This window comes from Streptomyces sp. NPDC096324 (assembly GCF_044763015.1).
Taxonomy (GTDB): domain Bacteria; phylum Actinomycetota; class Actinomycetes; order Streptomycetales; family Streptomycetaceae; genus Streptomyces.
In genome coordinates, this window is the sequence record NZ_JBIWFK010000001.1 from 384,281 (window position 1) to 408,843 (window position 24,563).

The window sequence follows — 24,563 nt, forward strand, 5'->3', positions numbered from 1 at the left end:
GCGAGAACACAGGTTTTGTGCTTGAGGGCGGGCAGAGCCGGGGCGGAAGGGGACGGACATGGGACGAGCGGTCGGGATCGATCTCGGTACGACGAACTCGGTGGTGGCCGTCCTGGAGGGCGGTGAGGCGACGGTCGTCGCCAACGCCGAGGGAGCACGCACCACGCCCTCGGTGGTGGCCTTCGCCAAGAACGGAGAGGTGCTGGTCGGCGAGGTCGCCAAGCGGCAGGCCGTGACGAACGTGGAGCGCACCGCGCGGTCCGTGAAGCGGTACATGGGCGATGTGAACTGGCGGTTTCCCGGCAAGGGCAGCGTCGACGGCACCCGTTACCGCGCCCAGGAACTCTCAGCGCGAGTCCTGCAGAAGCTGAAGCGGGACGCCGAGGCCTACCTCGGCCAGGACGTCACGGACGCCGTGATCACCGTGCCGGCCTACTTCGACGACGCGCAGCGCCAGGCCACCAAGGAGGCGGGCGAGATCGCGGGCCTGAAGGTCTTACGGATCATCAACGAGCCGACCGCCGCCGCCCTCGCGTACGGGCTCGACCGCGGGGAGGAGCAGACCGTCCTCGTCTTCGACCTGGGCGGCGGCACCTTCGACGTCTCGCTCCTGGAGATCGGCGACGGGGTCATCGAGGTCAAGGCGACCAACGGGGACACCCGGCTGGGCGGTGACGACTGGGACCAGCGGATCGTCGAGCACCTCGCCCAGCGCTTCAAGGCCGCGCACGGCATCGATCTCGGACACGACAAGATGGCTCTGCAACGGCTGCGCGAGGGTGCCGAGAAGGCCAAGATCGAGCTGTCCTCGTCCACCGAGACCACCGTCAACCTGCCCTACATCACCGCCACAGCCCAAGGCCCGCTGCACCTCGACGAGAAACTGACACGCGCTCAGTTCCAGGAACTGACCGCCGACTTGCTCGACCGCTGCAAGACGCCCTTCCATCAAGCCGTCAAGGACGCCGGTGTGAAGCTGTCCGCCGTCGACCACGTCATCCTGGTCGGCGGCTCCACTCGGATGCCCGCCGTCACCGACCTGGTGAAGGAACTCACCGGCAGGGAACCGCACAAGGGCGTCAACCCGGACGAGGTCGTGGCCCTCGGCGCGGGACTCCAGGCCGGTGTGATCCGCGGCGACGTGAAGGACGTCCTGCTCCTCGACGTCACCCCGCTGTCCCTCGGCATCGAGACCAAGGGCGGCATCATGACCACCCTCATCGAGCGCAACACCACGATTCCCACCCGGCGTTCGGAGATCTTCACGACGGCCGCCGACAACCAGCCCTCGGTCGGCATCCAGGTCTACCAGGGAGAACGCGAGATCGCCGCGTACAACAAGAAGCTCGGCGTCTTCGACCTCACCGGTCTGCCGCCCGCGCCGCGCGGGGTCCCGCAGATCGAGGTCGCCTTCGACATCGACGCCAACGGGATCACCCATGTCTCCGCGAAGGATCTGGCCACCGGACGCGAGCAGAAGATGACCGTGACCGGCGGCTCCGCGCTGCCCAAGAACGACATCGACCGCATGGTGCGCGAGGCCGAGCAGTACGCCGAGGAGGACCGGCACAACCGGGAGGCGGCCGAGACCCGCAATCACGGCGAGCAACTCGTGTACCAGACGGAGAAGTTCGTCCGCGAGAACGACGAGCGCATCCCCGCGGACACCAAGGCCCAGGTCGCCTCCGCGGCCGACGAACTCAAACAGCTCCTGGAGGACTCCTCCACCGACACCGCCGCCCTGCGCGGCGCCATCGAGCGGCTGGCCACCGTCAGCCAGCAGATGGGCCAGGCCATGTACGCCCAGGCTCAGCAGGGCTCGGCCCCGCAGGACCAGCCGCCCACCGAGCAGGCCCCGGGCGACGACGACGTCGTGGTGGACGCGGAGATCGTGGACGAGGACCGCGAAGAGGACCGGGGGAGCACCCGGGACGGATACCCGGGACCGGGACCCGCTCAGTAACGGTCGCGGAACTCCCGGAGGATCTCCTTGGTGCGCTCGGCCGAGGCGGAGTGGGCCGACATGTGGTCCAGCACCTCCAGATGCAGGGCGACCTCCTCACGCGCGTCGAGATAGAGAGCACCGGTCACGTACTCGCTGTAGACGATGTCCGGCAGCTCTCGCTCGGCGAAGCGGAACAGCGCGAAGGACGTGTACGTCCCCGGGTGCGGCCCCGCCGCGTACTCCGCGACCTGGAGCGTGACGTGATCGAGCTCGACCCATTCGAGGAGCCGGTCCATCTGCTCGCGCATGACGTCACCCCGGATGCTCACCGGACGCAGCAGAGCCGTCTCGTCCATGATCACCCAGAGGTGGGGCGGGTCCTCGCGGGTGAGCAACCCCTGCCGCTTCATGCGCAGCGCCACATGCCGGTCGATGGCCTCGGCACCCGTCTGTCCGACCGTCCCGGCCTCCAGCACGGCCCGCGCGTACTCCTCGGTCTGCAACAGCCCCGGCACGAAGTGCGGTTCGTAGCTGCGGATCAGCCGGGCCGCGCCCTCCAGGCTGACGTGCATGCTGAACCAGTCCGGCAGCACGTCGTGGTATCGCTGCCACCAGCCCGGCTCGTTGGCCTCCTCGGCCAGCGCCACGAAGATCTCGGCCTCGTCGTCGGAGACGCCGTACGTCGTCAACAGGACCTGCACGTACGGGATCTTGAGGGATACCTCGGCCGTCTCCATCCGGCGCACGGTCGCCGGCGCGACCCTCAGGACACGCGCCGCCTCTTCCCGTTTCAGGCCCGCGGCCTCGCGCAGCTCCTGCAGCCGTCGGCCCAGGACCATCTGCCCCACCGTGGGTGCCGGCCGCCGCTCACTCACGCCACGCCTCCCCACGCGCCGAAGTATGCGTGCAGTGTGCCATGTCCGTGCGGAACCATCATCGTTTGGTCTCAACCCGACGCCATGCAGCGGGATATGACGCCTCGTGAGTCTCTCCGCGCCCTCCCCGCACCGCCGTCACCGGTCGGCGGTCCCGCCCGGTGACACGCCACGGTGTCGAGCCGTCACGAGTGCAGTGAATGAAGGTACTTGGCCGTCGCCGGGTCCGCCGGGAGGAACGTCTCGATGGCCAGCTCGGCGACCGTCACGTCCATCGGGGTGTTGAACGTGGAGATGGACGAGATGAACGACAGCACCCGGCCCTCGTGCTCGATCCGCAGCGGGAGCGCGAAGTGGCCGACGGGACCGAGCGGCTCGTCGGCGTCCGCCTCGGCGTCCCGGTCCGGGACCGGATACGCCGCCACCTCCTCGTACAGCGCTCGCAGCGGCTCCGAACGGCGCAGGGCGATCTGCCGGTCCATCTGGGCGAGCAGGTGATCCCGCCATGTGCGCAGATTGCGGATGCGCGGCGCCAGGCCCTCCGGGTGCAGCGTCAGCCGCATCGCGTTCAGGGGCGGTACGAGGAGCCGCTCCGGGACACCGTCCAGCAGCAGGGCGATCCCGCGGTTCGCGGCCAGCACGTCGTACGTCGCGTCGACCACCAGCGCCGGATACGGCTCGTAGCCCTGGATCAGCCGCTCCATGCCCTCGCGCAGCGCGTCCATCGACGGGTCGTCCAGCGGGGTCTCCGCGTAGCGCGGGGCGTAACCCGCCGCGAACAGCAGCGCGTTGCGCTCGCGGACCGGCACGTCGAGGTGTTCGGCGAGCCGCAGCACCATCTCCTCGCTGGGGCGCGAGCGGCCCGTCTCGATGAAACTGATGTGCCGGGCCGAGGAGTCAGCCCGCAGGGCCAGTTCGAGCTGACTCACCCGCCGCTGCTCCCGCCAGCCGCGCAGCAGCGGCCCGACACCCTTGTCCGTGGCGGCACTTGAGGCGGTGGTCCTTGGGTTGAGGGCCGGACCGGGCGGGTCGATGGTCATGGGAGGACGGTAGCCGAGGGGAGGCGCGTGAACGACCCGGGAATCCCCGCCCTGGGGGACGGAGGGCCGCGGCCGGGCATGAGTACCCCGCTGTCCGCCGGTGGCCGGGCATGAGTACGCGGTTGTCCGGCGGTGGCCTCGACCGCGCACGGGTACGTGGTGGTCCGGCGGTGCTCTCGGCTTCGCGGGGGTACGCGGTTGTCCGGCGGTGCCCCGAAGCGCACCGGTGCGCGGTTGCCCGCCGGTGCCGGTGCCGGTGCCGGTGCCGGGGACGGCCGGGTAGCCCGTTCGGCCGTGGCCGCCGAGCCGGCCTGCCCGCCGTGCCCTGCCGTGGGGTGGTGGCTGTGGCACGCTGGGCGAAGGGCCTGGTCCGCCCGGCCCTCGCCGCCGGTCCGACCCCCGCGCCCCAGCCCGGACCCACCACGCCCCACACCGGACCCACCACGCCCCACACCGGACCCACCGCGCCCCACTCTGGACCCACCGCCCCGCACGCCCCATCCGCCGTACGAAGGGATCACGTCCATGGCCGTCGAACCGCTGGAGCCCGAGGAGATCGAGGCACGGCTGGCGGAGCTGCCCGGCTGGTCGCTGGACGGCGACCGGCTCGCCCGTACCTACCGGCTCGGCACACACTTCGCGGCCGCCGCGATGGTCGTGCACATCGCCCAGGTGCAGGAGGAACTCGACCACCACTCCGACCTCACCCTCGGCTACAACACGATCGCCCTCACCGTGAACACCCACAGCGTCGGCGGCGCCGTCACGGTGCTCGACTTCGATCTCGCCCGCCGGGTCGAGGCACTCGCGCTGGGGCACGGGGCGAGCTGACCTCCGTGCTGGACTACGACAAGGAAGCGGACCGCTACGACGCGACGCGCGGCGGCGAACCACGGGCGGCCGCCGCCGCGGCCGCCGTCCTCGCGCTGGTCCCCGACACCGCCCGCAGCCTGCTCGACGTGGCCTGCGGCACCGGCATCGTGACGAGTGGACTCGCCGCCGGACGGCCGGGGCTGCGGGTGACGGGGGCGGACGCGGCCCACGGCATGGCGTGCCGGGCGGCGGAGCGCCTGCCCGGAGCCGTCGTCCGCGCCGACGCCCGCCGACTCCCCTTCCCCGACGGCTCGTTCGACGCCGTGTGCGCCGTCTGGCTGCTCCATCTGCTGGACGACGCGGGACCGGTCGTCGCCGAAGCCGCGCGCGTCCTGCGCCCCGGCGGTGTGTTCGTGACCACCGTCGACAAGGCGGCGGCCCACCATGTCGGCAGCGACATCGACGCGTTGACCGTGCCCTGTCGCGCCGAGCACGCCGAGGACGCGAGCGAACGCGTCACGGCGTACGCCGCCGAGCACGGCCTGGTCCCGAGCGGCACGGCCCTCTTCCGCGGGCACGGCCAGGGCCGGACCCCGCGCCGCGTGGCCCAGTACATCCGCGACGGCCGCCTCTACGCGGCCGGCGGGCCTCGGCTCGCCGAGCGGATCGAGACCCTGCCCGGGCCCGATGTCCCGCGCCGCGAACCGGACTTCACGCTGCGAGCCTTCCGCAGGCAGTGAACCGGCCCCGGTCCCCGCGGGCCGTCCGCGAGGGGCTGCCGGCTTCACCCACGGGACGTCCGCGAGCGGCGAACGCGCGGGACCGGGCCGGACCAGGACGTCAGCCGGTCTCCCTCCGGGTGAAGTCCATGGTCCAGTTGGTCAGCCAGGTCTTTTCCCCGTCCACGGAGAACGCCTGCTCCCAGCGGGCCGTCGTCTCCGAGATCCCCGACCACACGAACCGCACCCGCACGTCCTTCCCGTCATGGGTGTCGTCGCCGTGGAACTCGCCGCGCCCGTCCGGTCCGAACTCCCCGAACACCGGCGGGAACAGCCGACCGCTCCGGCTGGACGACCAGTTCAGGGACCACAGCTCGCTCTCCACGTCGAAGAGCCGCAGCGTCAGGCCCGTCCACCCCCGGCTCGGCACGTCCATCTCGTCGATGTTCGCCGCGCCGCCGAACAGGGGCCGGCAGCGGGTGACCGCGGGGAACTCCTCCCAGTCGCTTTCCGGGTCGAGGAAGTCGGTACGGCGGCGATGGGCGACGTCCCAGTCGCCGTGGAAGAAGTCGAAGCCGTGCGCGGCCGGGGCGTTGTCGCGGGCGTCGTTCATGCGCGGTCTCCCGTGGTTCCCTCGGGCAGCGAGTCGGCCAAGTAGGCGTCGAGGTCGGATACTTCGGAGGCGAGCAGATGCCGCACCCAGGCGTCCCGCTCATGCAGGATCGGCGGCAGCTCCCAGACGCAGCCGATCCACGGGCGCTCCGTCACGACGAAGTTCGTCGGATCCCGGTCGGGACAGCCGAGCACCGGCTGACCCGCGGCGGCGGCCCGGAAGTGCAGGACGTTGTCCCACACCCAGCTGTACGCGTTGAGATAGGCGCCGTCGTCGGCGCCCCGGTGCAGGACGACGAACGTGGCGGGCGGGGTGCCGTCCGGCTCGGGGAACAGCCGCGGCAGGATCGCGTAGGCCGCCCTTTCGACCTCCGGCTCGATACCGGCGGGGTCCGCGGTCACGTGGTACCGCTTGATCCGCCGTCCCGCCGATTCGATGGGCGGCGGCACGGTCAGGAGCTTCTCCCGGAAGACGGCGGGGGCCGCGTCGGAGCCCGCGGAGGCCCCGGAGGACGCCGGTCCCGCGGGCGCAGCCGGGACCGTGGCAGGGGTGTGGGCGGAGGTGGCTGAAGTCATGGCAGGACGTTAGGTCCACTTCACTGACACCATGTGTCAGTGAAGTCCAGCCGTCTCGTCTCGATCCTGCTGCTGCTCCAGACCCGCGGCAGACTCACCGCCGCCCAGCTCGCCGAGGAACTGGAGGTGTCGGTCCGCACCGTGTACCGGGACGTCGAGGCGCTGAGCGCGGCGGGCGTCCCGCTGTACGGCGACGCGGGACACGCGGGCGGCTATCGCCTGCTCGACGGCTACCGCACCCGCCTCACCGGTCTCACCACCGAGGAGGCCGAGGCGCTCTTCCTCGCCGGGGTCCCCGGACCCGCCGCCGAACTCGGACTCGGTGCGGTGCTCGCGGCCGCCCAGCTCAAGGTGCGGGCGGCCCTCCCGCGCGAACTGCGCGAGCACGCGGACCGGGTGAGCGGCCGCTTCCACCTGGACGCGCCGGGCTGGTACGCGGACGCCGACGCGACCCCGTATCTCACCGCGGTCGCCGACGCCGTCTGGAACGGCCGGGTCCTCGACATCCGCTACCGCCGCTGGCGCGAACCCACTGACGTGGACCGCCGCCTGGAACCGTACGGGCTCGTCCTGAAGGCGGGCCGCTGGTACGTCGTGGCTGGCCCGGGACCACGCACCTACCGCGTGGACCAGATCCTCGAACTCCATTCGTCCGAAGCGGAGTTCACCCGGCCCGAGGCATTCGACCTGGCGGAGTACTGGGCCGCGTACCAACGGGGTTTCCACGAACGCCTGCACAGGGCGGAGGCGGTCGTGCGGATCGCGCCCGGAACCGGCCTGAGCGGTCCCGTCGGCCAGGCCGTGGCGGCCAACGGGCTGACGGACGAGCAGGGCTGGACCCGTGCGACCGTCCCCGTCGAGTCCCTGGACCAGGCCCACGACGACTTCCTGCGCCTCGGCACGGCGATCGAGGTCCTGGCCCCGCCCGAACTGCGCGCCCGCATCGCCGAAACGGTCGCGGAACTGGCCCGCAGATACGCCTAGAGGACGCATGCCGCGAGACGGCAAGTCCCGTGCGGACAGCGGCGACTGGGCCGTTCCCGTGCCCCCGTGGGCTCGCGTTGCCCGGGGTTCTTCGTTTCCTGGCCGATGGCTCAGCGATGGATCCCCTGGCCTCGTTCCGCGCGCTGTCCGACCCGCAGAACGGTGAGATAGCGGCGGGCCACGCGGTCGTCCAGCCGGGTTCTGATGTGTTCGGCGACCCCGTCGAGCAGTGGCTCGCGGACCTCGGGGTCCAGTCGCCGGTACGGCGATGTCGAGCGGAGGTGGTCGGCGAAGCCTGTCCCGTCGAACCACTGGACCGTCGGGTACCAGCGCACGATCGTCGGGCCGAACAGTGGTCCTGGGTCCTCGACCAGGCCCCAGCCGGCGTCGGTGGCGCGCACCTCGTCCTCCAGTGGGGGATGGCCCCAGTCGGGGTTCCCGGGCGCGAACCGCTCGTGGAGGGCGGAGGTCTCGGCGTAGACCTCCGGTTCTCCCGGTCTGCGGACGACTACATGGCCGAGCAGGGCCGCCCAGCCTCCGGGCCGCAGCACCTCGTACGCTCGCGGCCAGCCGATGGCCGGGTCGACCCAGTGCCATGACGCCGCGGCCACGAGGACGTCGAAGCGCCGCCCCCGGTCGTCCCACTCCTCGAACGTCGACACCTCGATCCCGACGTCGATGTCGCCGAGGGACGTGAGCCGTCGGCGGGCGAGCGCGGCCATGCCTGTGCCGGGTTCCACGGCGGTCACCGAGTATCCGAGCGCCGCCAGGGACCGCGTGGCCTGACCCGTGCCGCAGCCCACCTCCAGGGCCGACGATCCCTCGTCCAGGCCGGTGATGGTGGTGAGGTCCGCGAACAGCTCGTCGGGGTATCCCGGCCGGACCCGGTCGTAGAGCTCCGGCACCTCGTCGAACACCCGGCCGAGGCGGAGCCGGTCCCTGCGCGTCTTCTGCTCATCGGTCACGAAGGCACAAACTAGGAGGCCCGGCCGGGAGCCGCCACCGGATCGTCCCGGCCACACGACTCAAGCGATCGATTTTCGGCCGGACTCTATTGCTGTGGCCGGTTCCTGATGCATGGTGTGCGTGTGACCTTCCTGGCTCTTCCGGGCCTGGACCGCCACCCCCCGGACCCCGCCTGAGCTGTGCTCTTCACGGGGCCCGCCGCTCCTCCCGGCTCCCCACGGGAGGCTCTGCGGCTGCCCGCGACCAGCCGGGCCGGGCTTCGCGCCGGCCGGGCGGTCCGGGGCGGCGGGATGCCGTCAGCTGTACGTCCAGCGCCATCCGCCGGAGCGGTACGCGCACGTGATCCTGGTGCCGCCCGCGGTGGTCGTGCCGGCGCCGTGGTCGCTGTTGCGGCAGTACTGGCCCGCCGAGTAGCAGTTGCCGGCGTTCGAGGTGATCGAGCAGGTGCTGACGCTGGTTCCGCTACCGCTACCGCCACTGTTGCCGCTGCCGCCGGAGCCGCTGCCCGAGGCGGCGTGCGCGGTGACGGTGACCTTCACCTTGACGGTCTTCGTCGCGGTCACGGTCGGGGCCGGTTCCGGCTCCGCGGTCACCGTCTCGGTCGCCGTCGCGGTGACGGTGACGGTGGGCCGCGCCGTGGCGGCCGCGACCTTCGTGGTGGCGCCCTTGTCGTCGCCACCGTCACTGCCGCAGGCGCTGACGCCGAGGAGGACCGCGACGGCGATCACCGGCAGCAGGTGGCGCTTTCGTGCTCTACGGGCTCTCGTCGACTCCGGTGCGGATCCGGGTGCTACGGGCGGCCGCTCGTGCTCGTGCGGCGGATTGTCGTGCGACATGGTCCCCCCAGGGATGGTTCGTGGTGAGGTGACGCTATCGGGGGATGTGAAGACGATGTGAGGCATACGTGAAGGAGGTGACGCAGTCGTGATCATCGCGGGGAGTCGGGGCCGCTCAGGGCCACCTGTCCGACCCGGTGGGTCCGGCCGACAGGTGCCCCTGAGGGCGGTGGGTCACGGACTCAACTCACCACACAGGCCTGACCCCCCAGCTTGAAGACCGACGGTTTCGTGTTCGTGCCCGTCCAGCTCCCCGTGAAGCCGAAGCCGACCGTCGAACCGGGGGCCACGTTCGCGTTCCATCCCACGTTCCTGGCCGACACCGCCGCGCCCGACTGGGTGTGGTCGGCGTTCCAGAGCTGAGTGATCTTCTGGCCGTCGGTGAAGGACCAGCCCAGGTTCCAGCCGGTCCAGGCCGACGAGCCGGTGTTGGTGAGGGACACGTCCGCCTGGAAGCCGCCCTGCCACTGGTTCGTGATCCGGTACGTCACCGCGCAGGCTCCCGTGGACGGTGGCGTCGGGTCCGTGCCGCCGCCCCCGTCACCGCCCCCGGTGTCCGACGTGTCGCCGTAGACGATCCCGCGCCCGTTCGTCGCGACGTACACGCGCCCGTAGATCCGCGGGTCCCCGGTGATGGCCGCGCCGGTCCAACCCCACTGGTGGGCGTCGTCGTTGAGGCGCGTCCAGCTCGCGCCCTTGTCCGTCGAGCGGAAGATCCCGCGTACGCCGCCGATCTTCGCGCTGGTGTAGAGCGTCTGGTACGAGGAGCCGGTCGCCGCCTTGCCGAAGCCGATCGTGTCGGCCTGGTCGACGCCCGACAGCTTGGCGAAGGTCGAGCCGCCGTCCGTCGAGTGCCACAGCCCATATGCGCCGTCACTCGCGCCGCCCGCCAGCCACACATCGCCCCTGGTGCCGGGCAGTGCCTTGAAGCGCACGCTGTCTCCGGCCGGCAGGTTGGCGGCCGCGGACGCCGTGAACGTAGCTCCGCCGTCCGAACTGACGTAGAACTTGCCGGACTTGAAGCCGTAGAACGTCTTCGGGTCGACCCGGTCCGACTCGACGACCGCACCGGCGGGGATACCGCTCGACGCGGACCACGACGTACCGAACCCGGTGGTGTACTGCACCCCGGCGCCCGCCGGGCTCCACACGAAGCGGCCGCCGTCCGAGGCCGCGGCGACCGTGCCGCCGCCGGTGACGCCCGAAGGGTCGCTGCCCGCGAACCAGTTGGCGCCGTTGTCCGTCGAGAAACCGATGTGCGGCCCGGAGTCGAGGTTGCCGACGCGTACCACCGTGTTCGGGTTGGTCTCGGCGTAGTCGAGGCTGGTCGTCGTGGTGAGGTTCGGCGAGGTGTACATCATCGAGGGGACCTTGGTGAAATCCGTGTGACGGAAGCCGCCGATGTCACCGAGCGCGCTGAGCAGCGGAGCACCCGACGGAGGAGAGGCGAGGTCGTTGACGGCCGTCTCCTCCAGACCCTGGACCATGGGCCTGACGGTGAACTGGGTCCCGCTGTCCCAGTTGGTGAGGTTCTCGGTGCCGTAGACGGTCGCGCCCGTCCCGTACATCATCCGGGCCGAGTCGAAGGGGTCGATCTCCAGGGCCTCGGTCATCCAGCCGAGTTTGGGGGTCTGTTCGGGTGGCGAGGGATTCGCGCCGAACGTCAGCCAGGGAACGGACGAGACGTCCATCGTGTAGCGGTTGGACCGGTTCGGATACGACGTGTAGTCCCACGCCTTGGTCCAGGTCCCGCCGCTGTCGGTGGACCGGAAGATCTGGGTGTCCGGCCACCAGGAGCTGTACGCCGTCGCCATCACGGTTCCCGGGTGCTGCCGGTCGACGGTCAGGCCGCTGAAGCCGTAGTAGGTGTCGGCCTCCGCCACCGGGCTGATGTCCGTCCACGTCCCGGTCTTCGTCGCGTACCGCCACAACTGGCCCTTGCCGCCGTCGTACGGGCCGCCCTTGTCGCTGTAGGCGATATAGAGGTAGCCGTTCGCGGCGTCGAGGACGCCTTTGTGGGCGAGGCGGCCGGTCGGCTGGCCGGCGAGCCGGGACCAGGTCGCGCCCGCGTCGGTCGAGCGGTAGACCGCGTTGTCCTTGTCGGCGACTCCCACGTAGACCGTCTGCGTGGCGCTGCCCCGGGTGCCGGTGGACTCGTCGAAGGTGACCCAGACGACGCCCTGGTTGTCGGAGGCGTAGCCGCTGGTGTCGGTGGAGTCCTGGACGTAGTTGCCCGGGTTCGGGAACGCCGTGACCTGCGACCAGTTCACTCCGGAGTCCGTGGAGCGCCACAGCCCCTTGCCGCTGGGCGCGCCGAGGTAGAGCACGCTGTTCTTGTTGGGGTCGACGGCCAGCCGCTCACCCATGCCGCGTCCGGGCATGTTGCCGCCCAGCTTGAAGGGCAGGTCGGTCTTCTGCCAGCTCGCCCCGCGGTCGGCGGAGCGCAGGACGGCCCCGTTCGTCGGGTCCCAGTCATTGGTGTACGTGCCGACCGCCGCGTACACCTTGTCCGGGGCGACGGAGTCGGAGGCGAGGCTGACGACGCCGGTGTGCCCCCACTCGTTCCAGCCGACCGAGTCCAGCAGCGGCGTCCAGCTCTTGGTGGCCTGGACCCAGCGGTAGGCGCCGCCGATGTCCGTGCGGGCGTAGGCGAGGTTCTTCTCGGAGCGGTTGAAGACGATGCCGGGGACGAAGCCGCCGCCGTCGACGCGGGCGTTCTTCCAGGTGTACGTGTCCGCCGCGAGCGTTGTCGTGGGGGTGCTCGCGGCCGTCTTCGTGGGGGTGTTCGCGGCCAGTGCGGGCGGGGTGCCGGCCAACAGCCCGGCGGCCAGGGCGAGTACGGCCGTGAGGATGCGTGTTCTTCGCACGGGGGGAGTCCTCTCCGGTGCACAGGAGGAGTGGGGAAGGGGGCGGACCGAGCAGGGAAAGGGGGGCAAGTGACGGCCGGGCGGCCCTCGTTGCGGTGAGGGACCGCCCGGCCGGTGGTCCTGCCGTCAGGGACAGGACCGCGTACCCGGAGCCACAGCGGGGACTATTCGAGAAGCTCCGCGTACGAGCCCATGGCGAGGGCGATGTCCGCCTGCGCCCAGAACCGGTGGTACGTGAAGGACGGCGCGGCGCCGCCCGCCAGATAGGCCTGGATCTTCGACCAGGCCGGGTCGTTCTTGTAGAAGGACCGCAGCGAGGCGAACGTGGACGACGAGTTGATCGCGTCGCCGTTCGGCATCGTGCCGGTGAAGGTGCTCGGCACGTACACGCTGTCGTTGAAGCGGTTGTAGTCGGCGCGGGTCTCCGGGACGGCTATGCCCAGACCGTCCTGGTAGTTGTTCCACATGCCGTCCAGAAGCGCCTTGGCCGTCGTCTTCGCCTGGGTGTTGCCGGACTTGGCGGCGTAGTACGACAGGGTCTTGGCGTACGCGGCGGCCACCCCGACGTCGTTCGTGTAGTCGGCGACGGTGACGTGAAGTCCGCTGTTGGAACCGGGACTCGACGCGTTCCAGGTGTCAGGGGCGCCGGACCACTGGAGGGTGGACGGGATCTGGTAGGTGCCGTCCGGGTTGATCGTGGTCTTGGACAGTGCCCAGGCGACCCACTTGTCGAGGACCGCCTTGGCGCTCGCGTTGCCCGTCTGCTGGTAGTACTCGGCGACGCGCTCCATGGACCACGCCTGGAAGCCGAACCACTGGTTGGACGGCGGATCGTGGTACACCGGCTGCTGGTCGTAGTACATGCCGTAGAAGGTCGGCGTCCCCGTGGGAGGTGTCGCGTAGCGGCCCGCCCAACTGTTGGTCGCGCCGCCCGCGATGGCGCCCTCGCTCGACTGGAGCCAGCGGTAGAACTCCAGTTGCCGGGTGAGGGACGTGCCCCAGTCCGCCGCGCCCGTCGAGGACTTGGGCTTCAGGTCGGCGTTCGTGCTGAGCGCGTACGCCGCCAGGGGGTTCTGGTAGCCACCGTGGACATGGCTGGAGCCGATCCGCCAGGCCCAGCCCGCCGAGGTGTCGTTGGCGCCGCCCCAGGCGTAGTACCAGGAGAGCAGGTAGGAAGAGGCGTCCTTGCCGGTGCCGGCCGCGCAGGTCGACGGGCCGACGCAATTGCCTATTTTCTTGAAGTACTTGTCGTACATGGCGTAGCGCAGATAGTCGCCCATCTTCGCCGCCTTGCCGACGGTCGCCGACACGTCGGCGCTCTTCCCCTGGGCCTTGGCCCATACGTCGGCCCAGTACGCGGCCTGCACCGCTCGCGCGTCGGCGTCCGGAGCGTCCGTGTACTTCCACTGCTTGGCGTACGAGGAGTCCCCGGTGAAGAGGTCCAGGTAGCCGTTCTTCCCGCCGTACTTGAAGGAGTCGCAGGTCGGCTGCGGGACCGTCTCCCACACCGACTCCTGCGCGCCGCGCTGGAAGGTGTTGATGTACGACGGACCCGTGGCGGTCGGACCGGCCTCGCACTTGCCGGGTTCGTTGCCGTAGCCGTAGGTGTTGTCCACGTCCTGGAGCCAGTGCATGCCGTACACGTCGTCCGTGCCGTACGCGCTCTTCAGCTCGGAGGCGATCGGGTCGGAGCCGACCGATACACCGGTGTCGAGCTTGGCCGGGTACTCGTTCGGGGTGTCCAGCTCCGGCGCGTAGGTGGCCGGTTTGGAAGCGTTGTAGAAGGAGTTCGTCGGCTGGTCGGCGTGCGTGGGGATCATGTACGTCTCCATGGTCGTCCACGCGGCGTTGAACTTCGACCAGTCGCCGGTGACCTTCCCGTACATCGCCTGGAGCCAGATCAGATAGCTGTACGCCTCCGACGTCGTCTCATGGCCCTGGTCCGGCGCCTCGACGATCAGCGTCTCCACCGAGTGGTACGGAATGCCCTCGGGGGAGAAGTAGCCGTTCGCCGGGTTGGTGATCTTGCCGTAGAGGTCCAGGAAGCGCGCGTCGTACGCCTTCGTCGCGGCCAGCTCCGTCACGGTCACCGTGGCCTTGGCCTGACCGGTCGCCGAGGCCGTGAAGGTCGCGGAGCCGGTGCCCGAGGCGTCGGCGGTGATGGTCACCGTCTGGGCGGTGTTCCAGTTGGACGGGGTGAACGTCAGACTCGAACCGCCGGTCACCGACAGTCCGGTGTTCCCGGCGGTACGCGCCACCGCCACCGTCACACTGGCGCTCGGCTGCGTCGACAGCTTGACCGCGAACGTCCCCGACTTGCCCTGCTGGACGCCGAGTTGGGTCGGTGAGGCGACGATCGCCGGCCCCGCGGCCACGGTGATGCCGGCCGGAACGGAGTCGGCGGACGCGCCCAGACTGTCGTACGCCTTCGCGACGACGGAATGACTTCCCACGGCCAGTCCGGACGCCGACAGCGTGTAAGGCGAGCTGGTGTCGGTGCCGAGCAGGGTCGTGTCGTCGTAGAACTCGACCTTGGAGATGGTCGCGCCGTCGGCCGCCGCCGCGGTCGCGGCCAGCGGGACGGCGTCGCCCTGGGTGTAGACGGCGCCCGCCGCGGGGCTGGTCAGCACGGTGATCGGCGGCTGGTGCGCGCCGGTGCAGGTGGTGCCGTTGACGGCGTAGGACGCGGGAGCGGTGTTGGTGCCGCTGTAGGTGAACTGCGCGCCCGTGGTCACGGCGGTCCCGGCGCCGATCGTCCCGTTCCACGCGGCGTTCTTCACGGTGACCGACTTGCCCGACTGGGACCAGGTGCCGTTCCAGCCGTTGGTGAGCGTCTGGTTGCCCGTGTAGGCGTAGGTCAGGGTCCAGCCGTTGATGGCGTCGGTGCCCCGGTTGGTGATCGTCAGATCAGCGGTGAAGCCGGAGCCCCAGTCGTTGGTCTTGTAGTCGACGCTGCACTGAACCGTGGCCGCGTGTGCGGGAGTCGTACCGGTCGCCAATGTCGTGAGCGGGAGGGCCAGCGCCGCGACTACGGCGGTCCACAACCGTCGTGACCTGCGGCGACGTCTCCATCGAGGGCTCGGATCCATAGTGCTGGTTCCTCCTTGCGGCTCGGAGAATGGGGGGAGGAGCAACAAGCCTTGAACCAGTGGGAGCGCTCCCATATTGGAGAGAGGGGTGTGAGCGGTCAAGGTGCTTGAAGAGTCGAAATGATTCGACAGATCAACTGCGCGACCCCTCTGGGCAACGCGGGCACTTGGCGCTAGCTTCATCCGCACCAGTGGGAGCGGTTCCATCAGTCGACGCGTCCGTCACGGCGCGTCAGAGCTGCAAGGAGTCGCTTCATGCGTCACCCCCCGCGTTTGTCTCTCTTAGTCATCGGCGCCGCCGTCGCCCTCCTGGGCACCGCCGTCGCGCCGGTCGTCACGGCCTCGGGAGCAACTCCCGCGTGCACGGTGGAGTACTCGGTCACCGGCCAGTGGGACACCGGCTTCCAGGGCGCCGTGAAAATCACCAACAACATGGCCGCGCTGAGCAGTTGGAGCCTCGGCTTCGACTTCCCGGCCGGCCAGAAGGTCACCCAGGGCTGGAACGCCAAGTGGTCCCAGTCCGGTACGGCGGTGACCGCCGCCAACGAGAGCTGGAACGGCTCGCTCGCGAGCGGCGCGAGCGTCAGCGCCGGCTTCCTCGCGTCCTGGTCGGGAAGCAACGCGGTGCCGACGGCCTTCCGGCTCAACGGCACCACCTGCAACGTGGACACCCAGCCGACACCCACTCCCACACCCACGCCCACCGATCCACCGCCGTCCGGCGGTGCGGCGCCGAAACTGCGCGTCTCGGGCAACAAACTGGTCGACTCGGCGGGAGCCACCCGCCGCATGCTCGGCGTCAACCGCTCCGGCGGCGAGTTCATGTGCGTCCAGGGCTACGGCTTCTTCGACGGTCCCGTCGACGACGCCTCCGTCAAGGCGATCGCCGACTGGAAGGCCAACACGGTCCGCATCCCGCTGAACGAGGAGTGCTGGCTGGGCCTTTCCAACATCAAGCCGGAGTACGCGGGCGCCAACTACATCGCCGCGGTCAAGGACCTGGTGGCCAAGGTCGAGGCGCACGGCATGACACCGCTCGTCGAACTGCACTGGACCTACGGCCAGTACACCGGAAACTCGGCGGGCTGCTCCGACGTGCACGCCACCTGCCAGAAACCGATGCCCGACGCGCAGTACACCCCGTCCTTCTGGTCCTCGGTCGCGAGCACCTTCAAGGACGACCCGGCCGTCGCCTTCGACCTGTTCAACGAGCCCTACCCGGACCGCGCGACCTCCACGACCACCCAGGCGTGGACCTGCTGGCGCGACGGCGGCACCTGCCCCGGCATCTCCTACCAGGTCGCCGGAATGCAGTCCCTGGTCGACGCGGTTCGCGGCACCGGCGCCAAGAACCTGATCCTGGCCGGCGGTCTCGCGTACTCGAACGACCTGAGCCAGTGGCTGACGTACAGGCCCAGTGATCCCACGGGCAATCTCGTCGCCGCCTACCACGTCTACAACTTCAACACCTGCGCGAGCGAGAGCTGCTGGAACGCGACCCTCGCTCCCGTCGCCGCCCAGGTCCCCCTGGTGGCGGGCGAGATCGGGGAGAACACCTGCTCCCACGCATTCGTCGACACCGTCATGAAGTGGTTCGACGACCGGGGGCTCTCGTACCTCGGCTGGACCTGGAACACCTGGGACTGCTCCTCGGGTCCGTCGCTGATCTCGAACTACGACGGAACTCCGACCTCCTACGGCATCGGGCTGCGCGACCACCTGCGCGCCCTCAACGGATAAGGGACCCCCACATGAGCCGTGCGAGAACAGCCATTCTCGGGGCAATCGCCCTGATCGCCGCGGGAACGGGCGGAGCCGCCGCAGCCGTTCCCGCCGACGTCGGCACCGACGCCGTCGCCTCCATCCCCTGCACCGTCGACTACAAGGTGCAGAGCCAGTGGGACACCGGCTTCACCGCCGCCGTCACCGTCACCAACAACGGTGCGGCCAAGTCCGGTTGGTCGGTGAAGTGGGCCTACGCCGGCAACCAGAAGGTCACCAACTACTGGAACACGAAGCTCACCCAGAGCGGCACCGCCGTCACCGCGAACAACGAGAGCTACAACGGAACGCTGGCCACCGGCGGTTCGGTCAGCTTCGGCTTCAACGGTTCCTACAGCGGCACCAACGCGATCCCGACGGCCTTCACCCTCGACGGCGTCACCTGCAACGTCGACGACGGAGGCGGTGGCGGCGGCGGTGGGGGAGGCGGCGGTACCGGCACCCGCGTCGACAACCCGTACGCCGGCGCCAAGGTGTACGTGAACCCGGAGTGGTCGGCGAAGGCCGCCGCGGAGACCGGCGGCAGCCGGATCTCCAACCAGCCCACCGGCGTCTGGCTCGACCGGATCGCCGCGATCAACGGCTCGTCCACCAGCATGGGCCTGCGCGCCCACCTCGACGCGGCGCTCGCCCAGAAGGGCACGGGCGAAGAGGTCGTCCAGCTCGTCGTCTACGACCTGCCCGGACGCGACTGCGCCGCCCTCGCCTCCAACGGCGAACTCGGCCCGACGGACATCGACAAGTACAAGACACAGTTCATCGACCCGATCGCGGCGATCCTCGCCGACAGCAAGTACGCCTCGCTGCGCATCGTCACGACCATCGAGATCGACTCGCTGCCGAACCTCGTCACCAACACCGGCAGCCGTGCCACCGCCACCGCGAACTGCGACACCATGCTGGCCAACGGCAACTACGTGAAGGGCGTCGGCTACGCGCTCGCCGAGCTCGGCGCGATCCCGAACGTCTACAACTACCTCGACGCCGGCCACCACGGCTGGCTCGGCTGGGACGACAACTTCGCCCCCGCCGCCACCGTCTTCAAGCAGGCGGCGACGGCCGAGGGCGCGACGGTCGACGACGTGGCGGGCTTCATCACCAACACGGCGAACTACAGCGCCCTCAAGGAGAACAACTTCACCATCAACGACACGGTGAACGGCACCTCGGTGCGCCAGTCCAAGTGGGTGGACTGGAACCGCTATGTCGACGAGCTCTCCTTCGCGCAGGCCTTCCGCAACCAGCTCGTCTCGGTCGGCTTCAACTCCGGCATCGGCATGCTGATCGACACCTCCAGGAACGGCTGGGGCGGCACCGCGCGGCCCTCCGGACCCGGCGCCACGACCAGCGTCGACACCTACGTCGACGGAGGACGTTACGACCGCCGCATCCACATCGGCAACTGGTGCAACCAGTCGGGCGCGGGCCTCGGCGAGCGGCCGAAGGCGGCACCGGCGACCGGCATCGACGCCTATGTGTGGATGAAGCCTCCGGGCGAGTCCGACGGGTCCAGCTCGGCGATCGCCAACGACGAGGGCAAGGGCTTCGACCGGATGTGCGACCCGACGTACACGGGCAACGCCCGCAACGGGAACAGCCTCTCCGGCGCCCTGCCGAACGCCCCGCTCTCCGGACACTGGTTCTCCGCCCAGTTCCAGGAGCTCATGAAGAACGCGTACCCGGCGCTGTGACCGGCTGACGGCACGGGCCGCGACCGGCTGACAGCACGCACGGTCACCGGTTGACCGCGGCACCGAGAACACGGACGTCCCCGGCCTTCCGGGGGCGTCCGCTTTTGCCGTTCGAGCAATACGACTGGCCGTTTCCGGGAGCGGCGGAGCAGGCTGTCCTCATCCCGAGAGAGAGGCTTGTCCGATGGCACAGGACCACCACCACGAGCACGGCAGCGGCCCGGCGCACCACGCGGGCGGGGCTCACGACCACGGCCGGAACCACGGGTCCGCTCCGGGCCAGGGGCACGGCGACGGCCATGCCCACACCCACATGGACTTCGGTCAGATGCTGTCCATGCTGGTGCAGGAGGCGGAGCTGTTCACACCGGCCTACCTCCAGGCGGCCGAGTGGCTGCGCGAGCAGCGGCCCGATCCCGGGCTGATCGTGGACGCCGGAAGCGGCCCCGGTGTCATCTCCGGTCTGCTCGCCGAGACGTTCCCCGGCGCGCGGGTCGTCGCCGTCGACGTCGCCGAGCCCCTGCTGGCGGAGGCCCGCGCCCGCGCCGAGCGGCTGGGCTTCGCCGACCGGTTCGGCACGATCGAGGCCGAACTCTCCGAGGGTGTGGGGGACGTGGAGTATCCCGCGGACCTGGTGTGGGCCAGCAGGTCGCTGCACCACGTCGGCGACCAGCGGGCGGCGCTCACCGGCTTCGTCCGGAGCCTGGCCCCCGGCGGCACGCTCGCCCTGCTGGAGGGCGGCCTGCCCACGCGATTCCTCCCGCGCGACACCGGTATCGGCCGGCCCGGCCTGGAGGCCCGCATCGACGCGGTGCACGACGAGTGGTTCACCCGCATGCGGGCCGAGCTGCCCGGATCGGTGCCGGAGACGGAGGACTGGCCCGCCCTGCTCACCGCCGTCGGGCTGCGCCACACGGCGACCCGTACCTTTCTGGTCGACCTGCCCGCACCGGTCTCGGACCAGGCGCGCGCCTTCGTCGTCACCGCGCTCACCCGCAGGCGGGAGGGTCTCGCCGAAGGCCTCGACGCGGAGGACCTCGCCACGCTCGACCGGCTCCTCGACCCGGAGGACAAGGCGAGCGTGCACCACCGTTCGGACACGTTCGTCCTGACGGCGATGACGGTGTACGTGGGGGTCAAGCCCGAGTAGTCACGGCGGCCCCCGGCCGGCCGCGAGCGCGGCCGGCGGGCCTTGACATCGAGCGCGCTCCAAGTGATGAACTCCCGGAGTTCGAGGCACAGTCGGTCGGCCGCGGGGCCGGACACTCCAGGGGGTACACCATGACCGATTCTCCTGTCGCGCTCATCACCGGGGGCGGAAGCGGCATCGGGGCCGCGGTCGCCCGCCGGCTGCTCGACGCCGGGCACCGGGTGGCCGTCACCGGACGCGGAGCGGAGCGGCTGGACGCCTTCGCGGAGGAACTCGGCCGTCCCGAAGGGCTGTTGACGATCGTCGGACACGCGGCCGAATACGATCAGGTGAGGGCCGCGGTCGAGTCGACGCTCAAGGAGTTCGGGCGTGTCGACACCGTGGTCGCCAACGCCGGGTTCGCCACCCACGACACGGTCGCGGACGGGGACCCCGCCGGCTGGTCCGAGATGGTGCTCACCAATGTGCTGGGACCCGCGCTGCTCATCCGGGCGTCCATCGAGGCGCTGAAGGAGTCCCGCGGCCGCATCGTCCTGATCGGCAGTGTCGCCGGGCATGTGAACACGCCCGGCAACATCTACGGCGCGACCAAGTGGGCGGTGACCGGGCTCGCGGAGAACACCAGGCGCCAGGTCACCGAGTACGGCGTGGGCGTGACGCTGATCTCGCCCGGACGGGTGGAGACCCCGTTCTGGGACAGCTACGGCAGCCTGCCGCCCGGGCAGCTCCTGACGGCGGACCAGCTCGCCGACTCGATCGTCTGGGCGGTCGGACAGCCGACGGGCGTCGACGTGAACACGGTGGTCGTCCGCCCGATCGGCCAGCCCGTCTGATCAGTTGTTCGCGAGGAACTGCCGGGCCAGGGAGTCCCCGAGCGACACGGCCGCGCTGTGGCTCTCGATGGGGGACACCTGCGAGTTCTTGAACAATATGTACGTCACGCCGGTGTCGGCTCCGCCCGTCTCCGGGTCGGGGTCGATGCCGAGCGCGTTCGCCGTGGCGTACGACGCCTCACCGATGATCTGCGTCGGTCCGGTGTCGCCGACCACGGCGTACTCGACCTTGCCGTTGTAGACGACGGCGACCACACCGCCGCCCTTGATGCCCGAACTCGTGTACTTCCAGATGCCGCTGGAGCTCGGCACGACGACGTAGGGCAGCGAGTCGGCGCGCAGCGCCCGGCCGTCGGACTGGTGGAAGGCCGTGTCGTCCTGGAACCAGGGGTCGGTGTCGGCGTTGCACTTGGCGGTGACCTGGCCGTCGCAGTCGATGTCCAGGTCGGCCTTCCAGAACACGGCGCCGTTCTTGCCGCAGACGGGGATCGTGGCCGAGGTCTCCTCGTCCGTCCTGTACTTGCCGTTCGAGATCTGCGAGCAGGACGTCACCTTGGCGAGGAGGGCGGCCGCGCTGACCGAACCCTCCTGCGCCGAGCGGGGTGCGGTGGTTCCGGAGGCGTTGGCCGGGAGCGCGGCGACGGCGAGCAGTGCCGCTCCGACGGCCGCGGACAGGGTCAGTGTTCGAGTGCGCACTGTGGGGGAACCCTTCTGTTAGGAAACTTTCCTTACCGGGTGCGTCCACGGTGACCCTGTTTGCATGAGCGCGTCAAGGCTTGGGGTCTGGATGGTCCGGTCCAAGCGCGTTAAAAAAACCGCTGGCCCCGATGCGCTGGGCATCGGGGCCGGCGGTCGTGGCCGAAAGGGTCAGCCGATGTCGAACGCGGCGGGGTCGGGCCCCAGTCGGCGGTCCTCGTTCAGTGCCGAGATCGCCGCGATGTCCTCGGTGTCCAGGGAGAAGTCGAAGACGTCGATGTTCTCCTTGATCCGGGAAGGGGTCACGGACTTCGGGATCACGACGTTTCCGAGCTGGAGGTGCCAGCGCAGGACGATCTGGGCCGGGGTGCGGCCGTGCTTCTGGGCGATGGCGACGATCGCCGGGACCTCCAGGAGGCCCTTGCCCTGGCCCAGCGGCGACCAGGCCTCGGTCGCGATGCCCTGCTCGGCGTGGAACTCGCGGGCCGCGCGCTGCTGGAGGTGCGGGTGCAGCTCGATCTGGTTGACCGCCGGGATGACCGACGTCTCGTCGATCAGCTTCGCCAGGTGCTCCGGGAGGAAGTTCGAGGTGCCGATGGCCTTGGCGCGGCCGTCGGCGTAAATCTTCTCCAGGGCCTTGAACGTGTCGACGTAACGGCCCCGGGCCGGCGTCGGCCAGTGGATCAGATACAGGTCGACGTAGTCCAGGCCGAGCTTCTCCAGCGAGGTGTCGAAGGCACGCAGCGCGGAGTCGTACCCCTGGTCGCTGTTCCAGAGCTTGGTGGTGACGAAGAGCTCCTCGCGGGCGATGCCGGAGGCGCTCACGGCCTTGCCGGTGCCCTCTTCGTTGCCGTAGATCGCCGCTGTGTCGATGCTGCGGTACCCGGACTCCAGTGCGGTGGCGACCGCCCGCTCCGCCTCGTCGTCCGGCACCTGCCAGACACCGAAGCCGAGCTGTGGCATCTCGACGCCGTTGTTCAGGATGATCGGGGGGACCTTGCTCACGAGCTCTCGATCCTTAAGTCGTCGGGTGGTCTTCGTATGGTCAACGATCACGGGCCGTGATGCATTCCTGACCGGGCCCCGGGCGCGCGGAATCGAAGATTGGCTGAAATAGTCCGATCAATCACGCGGACAGGTGCGCCGGAGCCCGGCAGGGGATCTGCCCGCCGGCTCCGTGTCCCGCCGCCGTACGGCAGGCCTACGTCCGGTAGAGCGCCTCGACCTCGGTCTCGTACGCCTTCTCGATCGCCTTGCGCTTCAGCTTCAGCGACGGCGTCAGCAGGCCGTGTTCCTCGGTGAACTGGTTGGCCAGGATCCGGAAGGTGCGGATCGACTCGGCCTGCGAGACCAGGGTGTTGGCGGCGACCACGGCGCGCCGCACCTCGGTCTCCAGATCGGGGTCGCGCACCAGATCCCCGGCCGACAGCGGAGGTTTGCCGCGCATCTGGAGCCAGTGCTCGACGGCCTCCGAGTCGAGGGTGACCAGCGCGGCGATGTACGGACGGTCGTTGCCGACCACTATGCACTGCGCGACGAGCGGATGGTCGCGCACCCGCTCCTCCAGCGTGCCCGGCGAGACGCTCTTGCCGCCGGAGGTCACCAGGATCTCCTTCTTGCGCCCGGTGATCGTGAGGTAGCCGTCCTCGTCCAGGGAGCCGAGGTCGCCGGTGGCGAGCCAGCCGTCGTGCAGGGTGGCGTCGGTGGCCTTGTCGTTGTTCAGGTAGCCCTGGAAGACGTTGCCGCCGTTCAGCCAGATCTCGCCGTCGTCCGCGATGTGCACGGTGGTTCCGGGGATCGCCTGCCCGACGGTGCCGAACCGGGTCAGCTCGGGCGGGTTGGCGGTGGCGGCCGCCGTGGACTCGGTGAGCCCGTACCCCTCGTAGATGGTGATGCCCGCGCCCGCGAAGAACAGCCCGAGCTGCCGGTCCATCGCCGAGCCGCCGGACATCGCGTGTCTGACCCGGCCGCCCATCGCGGCCCGGACCTTGGAGTAGACGAGCTTGTCGAGGACCTGGTGCTGCATGCGCAGGCTCGCCGAGGGGCCCGGACCGGTGCCCCAGGCCTTGGCCTCGACGGCGTCCGCGTAGCGCACGGCGACGTCGACGGCCTTCTCGAAGGGACCGGCCTTGCCCTCCCTCTCGGCCTTGCGGCGCGCGGAGTTGAAGACCTTCTCGAAGATGTACGGCACGGCCAGGAAGAAGGTGGGCCGGAAGGCGGCGAGGTCCGGCAGCAGCGCGGACGCGTTGAGCTGGGGCTGGTGCCCGAACTTGACCCCTCCGCGGAACGCGGCGATCTGCACCATCCGCCCGAAGACGTGCGCGAGCGGCAGGAACAGCAGGGTGCTCGCCTCGTCGCCGCGCTTGGAGTGGAAGACGGGCTCCCAGCGCTCGATGACGGTGTCCGCCTCGAACATGAAGTTCGCGTGCGAGATGACACAGCCCTTGGGGCGCCCCGTCGTGCCCGAGGTGTAGATGATCGTCGCGATGGACTCGGGGGTGACGGCGCGGCGGTGCCGGTGCACCACCTCGTCGTCGAGGTGCGCGCCCGCCTCGTACAGCTCGTGCACCGCGCCCACGTCGAGCTGCCACAGCTTGTGGAGCTGGGGCAGCCGGTCGACGACCGTGGCGATGGTCATCGCGTGGTCCTCGTGCTCCACCATGACCGCCGACACCTGCGCGTCGTGCAGCATCCAGAAGACCTGCTCGGCGGAGGAGGTGGGGTAGATCGGCACGACCTGGGCGCCGATCGTCCACAGGGCGAAGTCGAAGAGGGTCCACTCGTAGCGGGTGCGGCACATGATGGCGACCCGGTCGCCGAAACGTATGCCCTGGGACAGCATGCCCTTGGCGAGCGCCAGGACCTCGTCCCGGAACTCCGCCGAGGTGACATCGCGCCACTGTCCCTGCTCGTCCTTGCGGCCGAGCGCGACGTGGAGCGGATCCACCCGGGCATACTCGAACACGGCGTCGGCCAGGCCGCCCACCGGCGGCGCCGACGCCAACGGGGGGTTGGTGAACTCGCGCAATACCGCTCCTCGTGGCCTCCGCACAGCGCCGTGAAAGCTACCCCACCACGCGTGTGGACGG

Annotated in this window: 19 protein-coding genes; 8 read left to right on the forward strand and 11 right to left on the reverse strand. The window is 70.0% G+C overall.

Translation table 11 applies throughout. The features are described from left to right. Nucleotides 1–58 precede the first annotated feature (58 nt). Nucleotides 59–1,963 carry a molecular chaperone DnaK gene (gene dnaK, locus ACIQ7M_RS01630; RefSeq protein WP_403638632.1) on the forward strand — a complete coding sequence of 635 codons (1,905 nt, stop codon included), beginning with the start codon at nucleotides 59–61 and terminating at the stop codon, nucleotides 1,961–1,963. Here dnaK and ACIQ7M_RS01635 read toward each other — a convergent pair. Beyond that, nucleotides 1,957–2,820 carry a helix-turn-helix domain-containing protein gene (locus ACIQ7M_RS01635; protein ID WP_403638634.1) on the reverse strand — a complete coding sequence of 288 codons (864 nt, stop codon included), beginning with the start codon at nucleotides 2,818–2,820 and terminating at the stop codon, nucleotides 1,957–1,959. The two genes, dnaK and ACIQ7M_RS01635, sit on opposite strands and share 7 nt — an antisense overlap. Before the next feature lie 185 nt (nucleotides 2,821–3,005). Next, nucleotides 3,006–3,860 (reverse strand): helix-turn-helix domain-containing protein, encoded by an 855-nt coding sequence (locus tag ACIQ7M_RS01640; protein WP_403638636.1) that lies wholly within the window; start codon nucleotides 3,858–3,860, stop codon nucleotides 3,006–3,008. A 525-nt stretch (nucleotides 3,861–4,385) separates the two neighbouring features. Between ACIQ7M_RS01640 and ACIQ7M_RS01645 the strand changes: the two genes are divergently transcribed. Together ACIQ7M_RS01645 and ACIQ7M_RS01650 are read left to right on the forward strand one after the other, a co-directional pair. Further along, complete coding sequence (locus ACIQ7M_RS01645; protein WP_403638638.1) at nucleotides 4,386–4,691, forward strand: 4a-hydroxytetrahydrobiopterin dehydratase; 306 nt, start codon at nucleotides 4,386–4,388, stop codon at nucleotides 4,689–4,691. A gap of 5 nt (nucleotides 4,692–4,696) precedes the next feature. Next, complete coding sequence (locus tag ACIQ7M_RS01650; protein ID WP_403638640.1) at nucleotides 4,697–5,413, forward strand: class I SAM-dependent methyltransferase; 717 nt, start codon at nucleotides 4,697–4,699, stop codon at nucleotides 5,411–5,413. 100 nt (nucleotides 5,414–5,513) lie between these two features. Here ACIQ7M_RS01650 and ACIQ7M_RS01655 read toward each other — a convergent pair whose 3' ends face one another. Beyond that, nucleotides 5,514–6,005 carry a hypothetical protein gene (locus ACIQ7M_RS01655; protein WP_403638642.1) on the reverse strand — a complete coding sequence of 164 codons (492 nt, stop codon included), beginning with the start codon at nucleotides 6,003–6,005 and terminating at the stop codon, nucleotides 5,514–5,516. Then, complete coding sequence (locus ACIQ7M_RS01660) at nucleotides 6,002–6,580, reverse strand: hypothetical protein (protein WP_403638644.1); 579 nt, start codon at nucleotides 6,578–6,580, stop codon at nucleotides 6,002–6,004. The genes ACIQ7M_RS01655 and ACIQ7M_RS01660 overlap by 4 nt, the downstream gene beginning before the upstream one ends. A gap of 39 nt (nucleotides 6,581–6,619) precedes the next feature. On the opposite strand from ACIQ7M_RS01660, the gene ACIQ7M_RS01665 reads away from it, so the two are divergent. After that, on the forward strand, nucleotides 6,620–7,564 hold the full coding sequence (locus ACIQ7M_RS01665) for a helix-turn-helix transcriptional regulator (RefSeq protein ID WP_403638646.1): 945 nt from the start codon (nucleotides 6,620–6,622) through the stop codon (nucleotides 7,562–7,564). Between the two features lie 110 nt (nucleotides 7,565–7,674). Here ACIQ7M_RS01665 and ACIQ7M_RS01670 read toward each other — a convergent pair whose 3' ends face one another. The 4 genes from ACIQ7M_RS01670 to ACIQ7M_RS01685 all read right to left on the reverse strand — a co-directional run bounded on the left by ACIQ7M_RS01670 (nucleotide 7,675) and on the right by ACIQ7M_RS01685 (nucleotide 15,322). Next, complete coding sequence (locus ACIQ7M_RS01670) at nucleotides 7,675–8,529, reverse strand: class I SAM-dependent methyltransferase (protein WP_403638647.1); 855 nt, start codon at nucleotides 8,527–8,529, stop codon at nucleotides 7,675–7,677. A gap of 297 nt (nucleotides 8,530–8,826) precedes the next feature. Further along, a complete protein-coding gene (locus ACIQ7M_RS01675; RefSeq protein ID WP_403638649.1) occupies nucleotides 8,827–9,366 on the reverse strand; it encodes a hypothetical protein in 540 nt (179 codons plus the stop codon). Between the two features lie 182 nt (nucleotides 9,367–9,548). Further along, on the reverse strand, nucleotides 9,549–12,233 hold the full coding sequence (locus ACIQ7M_RS01680; RefSeq protein ID WP_403638651.1) for a cellulose binding domain-containing protein: 2,685 nt from the start codon (nucleotides 12,231–12,233) through the stop codon (nucleotides 9,549–9,551). 164 nt (nucleotides 12,234–12,397) lie between these two features. Continuing rightward, entirely contained in the window at nucleotides 12,398–15,322 is a 2,925-nt protein-coding gene (locus ACIQ7M_RS01685; protein WP_403638653.1) for a glycoside hydrolase family 48 protein, read from the reverse strand. Nucleotides 15,323–15,577: 255 nt separating this feature from the next. Here ACIQ7M_RS01685 and ACIQ7M_RS01690 point away from each other — a divergent pair, with 255 nt between their 5' ends. From ACIQ7M_RS01690 to ACIQ7M_RS01705, 4 genes are all read left to right on the forward strand, one after another. Next, on the forward strand, nucleotides 15,578–17,062 hold the full coding sequence (locus ACIQ7M_RS01690) for a cellulase family glycosylhydrolase (protein WP_403638655.1): 1,485 nt from the start codon (nucleotides 15,578–15,580) through the stop codon (nucleotides 17,060–17,062). Nucleotides 17,063–17,073: 11 nt separating this feature from the next. Then, nucleotides 17,074–18,795: a glycoside hydrolase family 6 protein gene (locus ACIQ7M_RS01695; protein ID WP_403638657.1), complete on the forward strand. Its 1,722-nt coding sequence runs from the start codon at nucleotides 17,074–17,076 to the stop codon at nucleotides 18,793–18,795. A 184-nt stretch (nucleotides 18,796–18,979) separates the two neighbouring features. Continuing rightward, a complete protein-coding gene (locus tag ACIQ7M_RS01700) occupies nucleotides 18,980–19,945 on the forward strand; it encodes a class I SAM-dependent methyltransferase (protein ID WP_403638659.1) in 966 nt (321 codons plus the stop codon). A 131-nt stretch (nucleotides 19,946–20,076) separates the two neighbouring features. Next, nucleotides 20,077–20,778 (forward strand): SDR family oxidoreductase, encoded by a 702-nt coding sequence (locus ACIQ7M_RS01705; RefSeq protein WP_355768555.1) that lies wholly within the window; start codon nucleotides 20,077–20,079, stop codon nucleotides 20,776–20,778. Here ACIQ7M_RS01705 and ACIQ7M_RS01710 read toward each other — a convergent pair whose 3' ends face one another. The 3 genes from ACIQ7M_RS01710 to ACIQ7M_RS01720 all read right to left on the reverse strand — a co-directional run bounded on the left by ACIQ7M_RS01710 (nucleotide 20,779) and on the right by ACIQ7M_RS01720 (nucleotide 24,502). Continuing rightward, nucleotides 20,779–21,474 (reverse strand): glycoside hydrolase family 75 protein, encoded by a 696-nt coding sequence (locus ACIQ7M_RS01710; RefSeq protein ID WP_355768552.1) that lies wholly within the window; start codon nucleotides 21,472–21,474, stop codon nucleotides 20,779–20,781. A gap of 171 nt (nucleotides 21,475–21,645) precedes the next feature. Beyond that, nucleotides 21,646–22,437 carry an aldo/keto reductase gene (locus ACIQ7M_RS01715; RefSeq protein WP_355768576.1) on the reverse strand — a complete coding sequence of 264 codons (792 nt, stop codon included), beginning with the start codon at nucleotides 22,435–22,437 and terminating at the stop codon, nucleotides 21,646–21,648. A gap of 238 nt (nucleotides 22,438–22,675) precedes the next feature. Further along, nucleotides 22,676–24,502 carry an AMP-dependent synthetase/ligase gene (locus tag ACIQ7M_RS01720; protein WP_355768549.1) on the reverse strand — a complete coding sequence of 609 codons (1,827 nt, stop codon included), beginning with the start codon at nucleotides 24,500–24,502 and terminating at the stop codon, nucleotides 22,676–22,678. Nucleotides 24,503–24,563: the final 61 nt, after the last annotated feature.

Bases quoted from the DNA above. Each gene is read 5' to 3' on its own strand.
- dnaK (WP_403638632.1), top strand. From the start codon at position 59: ATGGGACGAGCGGTCGGGATCGATCTCGGTACGACGAACTCGGTGGTG.
- ACIQ7M_RS01640 (WP_403638636.1), bottom strand. From the start codon at position 3,860: ATGACCATCGACCCGCCCGGTCCGGCCCTCAACCCAAGGACCACCGCC.
- ACIQ7M_RS01645 (WP_403638638.1), top strand. From the start codon at position 4,386: ATGGCCGTCGAACCGCTGGAGCCCGAGGAGATCGAGGCACGGCTGGCG.
- ACIQ7M_RS01655 (WP_403638642.1), bottom strand. From the start codon at position 6,005: ATGAACGACGCCCGCGACAACGCCCCGGCCGCGCACGGCTTCGACTTC.
- ACIQ7M_RS01660 (WP_403638644.1), bottom strand. From the start codon at position 6,580: ATGACTTCAGCCACCTCCGCCCACACCCCTGCCACGGTCCCGGCTGCG.
- ACIQ7M_RS01675 (WP_403638649.1), bottom strand. From the start codon at position 9,366: ATGTCGCACGACAATCCGCCGCACGAGCACGAGCGGCCGCCCGTAGCA.
- ACIQ7M_RS01685 (WP_403638653.1), bottom strand. From the start codon at position 15,322: ATGGATCCGAGCCCTCGATGGAGACGTCGCCGCAGGTCACGACGGTTG.
- ACIQ7M_RS01690 (WP_403638655.1), top strand. From the start codon at position 15,578: ATGCGTCACCCCCCGCGTTTGTCTCTCTTAGTCATCGGCGCCGCCGTC.
- ACIQ7M_RS01695 (WP_403638657.1), top strand. From the start codon at position 17,074: ATGAGCCGTGCGAGAACAGCCATTCTCGGGGCAATCGCCCTGATCGCC.
- ACIQ7M_RS01700 (WP_403638659.1), top strand. From the start codon at position 18,980: ATGGCACAGGACCACCACCACGAGCACGGCAGCGGCCCGGCGCACCAC.
- ACIQ7M_RS01705 (WP_355768555.1), top strand. From the start codon at position 20,077: ATGACCGATTCTCCTGTCGCGCTCATCACCGGGGGCGGAAGCGGCATC.
- ACIQ7M_RS01715 (WP_355768576.1), bottom strand. From the start codon at position 22,437: ATGCCACAGCTCGGCTTCGGTGTCTGGCAGGTGCCGGACGACGAGGCG.